This window comes from Photobacterium sp. (assembly GCF_033720175.1).
Taxonomy (GTDB): domain Bacteria; phylum Pseudomonadota; class Gammaproteobacteria; order Enterobacterales; family Vibrionaceae; genus Photobacterium.
Genome location: NZ_JAWWDA010000034.1, coordinates 1 through 4480 on the forward strand (window position 1 = coordinate 1; position 4480 = coordinate 4480).

Below are 4480 nucleotides of genomic sequence, written 5' to 3' on the forward strand. Positions count from 1 at the left end.
CTGGTGCTGACTCTGATGCATGAACTTTTGTTTATAAGGAAGCGGTTGGTGTTGTTTCATATGATTCTTGCTGTTGCCAACAAGGGGAGCAAACTAATGAGGCTTGTTTGAAAGTTTCCTTCAATGTTCGATTCATTAGACCACTACATTTTTCAGTCAATACCTTACCTAGAAATGTCTGCTCAGGTGATCCACTTTATGTGTATTACTAGAGGCTATGATGACAACAAACCTGTGGTTATCTCAGCACGGTATTTGGTACTTCCGTAAAGTATATCTCCTGCCTTCAGGCAAACGAAAAGAAACCAGAAAGAGCCTGCGAACGCGATGCAGCAGCAGGATAGCTTGCTGCTCGGGTGATTTGATTTTAACGAAGCGCGTTGAAGGGCGGGTGACAGCCACACAGATAGCAATGGCATCGTTGAGGTCATTTTTGGCACCCGTTCTGAAAGGCGCCACATATTTAGACGCCATGATTTTCGTTGTATGACCGAGTTTAGCCAATTCACGCGCCCAGTAGTGTGAAGCCCCACAAGCTTCCATTCCGATTGTAGCGGGCGGGATATTGGCAAACGTGGTTAAAACTTTAGACCGCGTTATTGTTTTGTGGATCAGTACCTTGCCTTGATGGTCTTCGCCGTGGATACTGAAACTATGTTTGGCTAAATCAATGCCATAAATTGATTGTGACATGGTGGCCTCCAAGTAATTTGGTCGTCAGACATTACCAAGTGTGGCAGAGCCTGATGAGGGGGAGTCCATGTCATTCGTTAGCACTCAAGTCGGTGCAAAATTTTCACACTACTCTGGATTAGCTCATAACTTTTTCCTGTCATATATGCAGTCGTTATCGCTCCTTCTTTTAGTAAACAAATAGTATTTAAAAGATCTTGTGAATCATTTCTTAATTTGTTCTGAATAAACTGGCGCACTTGCTCTTTGTGGTAGCAACAATAGCGGAAAATATCACTTTCTGGGTCACTAAACTCTGCTGACGTATTTATGAAAAAGCATCCTCGAAAATCACCTAGTGCAGTTTCATTTCCAGTAAACCAACTTTGCAATGATTCGAAAAGAACATCAATTAACTCACTGTCGTTGGTTGTTTCCTCTAATTTATGTTCTAACCAGTTCATGAAAATTAGATGCCTTTGGTTCAAAGCGGCCATGATTAAGTCGTCTTTCCCGTTAAAGTGGCTGTACAGCGTTTTTTTTGCAACCCCCGATACTTTAATGATTTCATTAATTCCAATTGAGTTAATACCTTGTCGGTAAAATAGATCTAGTGCTGTGCTTAATAGTATCTCGCGCTTCTTACTCATCATGAACTTCCGTAAGACTAGGTGTATTCATATTGACAAATGTAGAATGACTTGTCTACAATTGCGACTAGACAGATTGTTCTACTTTTTTGAGGTGTATATATGAATCGTTATTTGTTGGCTGTAATTGCTGGATTAGGGGCATCACTCACAATTGGCTTATTGTCATTTATAGAGGCTAATATGGACAATGCAGTACTGATTATGGCTCCATTTGGAGCGACTGCAGTACTTGTATTTGGTGTGCCAAGTAGCCCGTTGGCTCAACCCAAAAATGTCATTTTGGGGCATTTGATCACTGCATGTATAGGGGTGTTTTTCTCTCAATATGTAGGGGTAACTCCGGTTACAGTAGCTATTGCGACAGGGCTCGGTGTTACAAGTATGTTAGTTTCTAAAACAACGCACCCACCTGCTGGAGCTAATCCAATTTTAATTATGCTGTCAGGGCAAGGGTGGCTGTTTTTGGTGACACCTGTATTAGTTGGTTCTATATTCATTGTTTTGATGGGTAAAGGGCTTGAAAAGCTCCAAAGTTACCAACTCAAACCAGAGTGCTAACAAGGCAATCAAGGTGATACGTTACACTCGGTAGTTTTGGTGTGGAGTTCGGTGCGCTTTGCTGGTTTAGTGGGCGTACACCTTATTGCAGGCGTTATGTTCATAAAAAGGTATTGATTTGATAACGGTATTATATAAAAAACTTCAAACTATTGGGTATACCATTACGGCATTAATCGCGTTTGCTGCAAATTCTGTTTTATGCCGAATAGCGTTGAAAGATAATGCTATTGATGCATCAAGCTTTACCGCGATCCGTCTTTTATCCGGCGTTTTAATGTTTCTCATTTTATTTAGTTTAAAGGCTAAGTCAGTAACAAGTACTTCAGAAAAAAAAGGTAGCAGTTGGATAACAGGGTTAATGCTATTTATCTATGCTGTTACGTTCTCATTTGCGTACATTTCATTGGATACAGGGACAGGAGCACTTGTTCTATTTGGTGCAGTTCAGCTTACAATGATCATTGGCAGTATCGCTATGGGAAAAAAATTGCATATATCTGAATGGCTAGGGATTGGTATTTCTTTTTCAGGTCTTGCTTATTTAGTTTATCCAACTCTTACTACGCCTAGCTTGTCTGGTTTTGTTTTAATGGGGTTGTCTGGTATCGCGTGGGGAATATATACGTTGGTGGGTCGTGGTTCAGCTGATCCGATGACGGATACTGCGTTTAACTTTAAGTTTACGATTCTTTTGGTTTTATGTTTAAGTTTAATTACTTTTCCAATGATAAATATTTCATTTGATGGTGTGGTATTAGCTGCTATTTCAGGTGCGTTTGCTTCAGCGTTAGGTTACACAATTTGGTATATGGCATTAGGTGGTTTATCAGAAACTGAGGCGGCAGTTGTTCAGTTATCAGTTCCCGTTATAGCGGCAATTGGCGGTGTTTTATTTGTCTCAGAATCAATTAGTACACGGTTAATTATTGCATGCATTCTTGTGCTTGGCGGGATTTTAACCGTATTGATTGGCCGTTGGAAGTTTGCAAACAAGTGAACATAACAAATGCATTAACACGATACTTATAACGTTCGGCAGTTTTAGTTTAGAGTATAATTGGTTTTGAAGGTGTAGTGTTTGCACGTATTATGCAGGCGTTAGCCCTTTATCTAGTAAATCAACCAGGTAAAGGAATACTATGGCAAAAATGATTTTTTTGCATGGAACATCGAGCTCAGGTAAGTCTACGTTGTCAAAGGCAATTCAAAAGCAGTCAGCGATACCTTTCTGGCATTTTTCATCTGACCAGTTTGTAGAGGCTGGTATGTTACCTAAAAGAGTTAATGATGGCGGCTCCTTTGATTGGAGCAAACATCGTCCGCTCTTTTTCGATGCATTTCATAGTTGCATCAAAGCAGTTGCAGACTCAGGGAATAATTTAATTCTTGACCATATTATTGAGTCAGAAGAGTGGTTTCATTACTTACAAGAATTACTTTCAAATCATGATGTTTTCTTTGTTGGTATTCACTGCCCAATAGAAATTCTTCGCGAACGCGAAATGAAACGAGGTGACAAAGATATTGGGAATCGCTATTTCGGCGAGTCCGAATATCATTTTAAACATGTTCATACTTATTCAGCTTATGATTACGAAATTGATACCAGTAAACAATCTACAGCGAAAAGTGCCGAGATGGTTTTATCTGCATGGGAACAAAGAGCTGAAAGTGTATTTTTCGATAAAGCTGCAAATAGTTAATCAACGGATAGCGCGAGGTAAAAAGTAATGAACTCACCAACGATTATTGCTTTATTAGGATTCATAGCATGGGCCCTGTTTTTGCTTGTTCTGATGGAGTCTATTCGCTCAAAAATGGTTCTTACCAAAGAGGTGGCTCCAAACGGGTTTAATCCTGAGAACTCCAATTTGTCATCGTTTATGCAGAGGTTGGCTCGTGCTCATGCAAATTGCATAGAGGGTCTGCCGATTTTTGGCGGCCTAATGATCGCGGCGTTAGTTACTTCTAATGCGGCCATAACCGACCCGCTTGCGTATATATTTCTGGGCGCAAGGATAGTTCAGTCCCTTATTCATCTAGCATCACTAAGCCCGGCGGCGGTGACAATGAGGTTTAGTGCATTTGCTGTTCAAATGATTATTGGTGTCTACTGGTGTTATCAGTTACTAGAGGCGCTGATTTAATAAGAGCGCAGCTTAACTAGTCAAAGCAAGGGACAAATGCCTGCGGCCTTCGCCCATGTTTGAGGCGTTAGCTTTAGAGGAAAATATGGATGATGGATTAGACTTCGAGCGATGGGAGTCAGCAGTTGGTAAGATCGTTATGTCGCTATCTCGTGTTGAGGGCGAATGTAGGGTCAAGTAAAGTGTCAACGAATCGATTTTGCTTACATTCAATAAGGGGTGAACTAAGAGCCAGTATCGGTAAGCGTGAACTTTGTCGCAGTGTGCAAATCCGTGTCAGGCAAAGAAGCCATACAGCGTTCATGGCTGGTGCTGACTCTGATGCATGAACTTTTGTTTATAAGGAAGCGGTTGGTGTTGTTTCATATGATTCTTGCTGTTGCCAACAAGGGGAGCAAACTAATGAGGCTTGTTTGAAAGTTTCCTTCAATGTTCGATTCATTAGAC

At 40.8% G+C, this 4480-nt stretch carries 5 protein-coding genes and 1 pseudogene; 4 read left to right on the forward strand and 2 right to left on the reverse strand.

Features of this window, described 5'->3' with window-relative positions:
• Nucleotides 1–318: 318 nt before the first annotated feature.
• Nucleotides 319–693 (reverse strand): annotated as a pseudogene (locus tag R3289_RS20430) (IS110 family transposase); the annotation flags it as partial.
• A gap of 77 nt (nucleotides 694–770) precedes the next feature.
• A complete protein-coding gene (locus R3289_RS20435; protein WP_318927745.1) occupies nucleotides 771–1322 on the reverse strand; it encodes a TetR/AcrR family transcriptional regulator in 552 nt (183 codons plus the stop codon).
• 102 nt (nucleotides 1323–1424) lie between these two features.
• Between R3289_RS20435 and R3289_RS20440 the strand changes: the two genes are divergently transcribed.
• The 4 genes from R3289_RS20440 (at nucleotide 1425) to R3289_RS20455 (ending at nucleotide 4033) form a co-directional block, all read left to right on the forward strand.
• The gene (locus R3289_RS20440) at nucleotides 1425–1883 is read left to right on the forward strand and encodes an HPP family protein (protein ID WP_318927746.1); all 459 of its coding nucleotides are present in this window, start codon (nucleotides 1425–1427) and stop codon (nucleotides 1881–1883) included.
• A 118-nt stretch (nucleotides 1884–2001) separates the two neighbouring features.
• The gene (locus R3289_RS20445; RefSeq protein WP_318927747.1) at nucleotides 2002–2883 is read left to right on the forward strand and encodes a DMT family transporter; all 882 of its coding nucleotides are present in this window, start codon (nucleotides 2002–2004) and stop codon (nucleotides 2881–2883) included.
• A gap of 142 nt (nucleotides 2884–3025) precedes the next feature.
• Nucleotides 3026–3589, forward strand: a complete 564-nt coding sequence (locus R3289_RS20450; protein ID WP_318927748.1) for a chloramphenicol phosphotransferase CPT family protein — start codon at nucleotides 3026–3028, stop codon at nucleotides 3587–3589.
• A gap of 27 nt (nucleotides 3590–3616) precedes the next feature.
• On the forward strand, nucleotides 3617–4033 hold the full coding sequence (locus tag R3289_RS20455; protein WP_318927749.1) for an MAPEG family protein: 417 nt from the start codon (nucleotides 3617–3619) through the stop codon (nucleotides 4031–4033).
• Nucleotides 4034–4480: the final 447 nt, after the last annotated feature.

Coding starts and splice junctions, on each gene's coding strand:
- R3289_RS20435 (WP_318927745.1), bottom strand. CDS start 1,322: ATGAGTAAGAAGCGCGAGATACTATTAAGCACAGCACTAGATCTATTT.
- R3289_RS20455 (WP_318927749.1), top strand. CDS start 3,617: ATGAACTCACCAACGATTATTGCTTTATTAGGATTCATAGCATGGGCC.
- R3289_RS20440 (WP_318927746.1), top strand. CDS start 1,425: ATGAATCGTTATTTGTTGGCTGTAATTGCTGGATTAGGGGCATCACTC.
- R3289_RS20450 (WP_318927748.1), top strand. CDS start 3,026: ATGGCAAAAATGATTTTTTTGCATGGAACATCGAGCTCAGGTAAGTCT.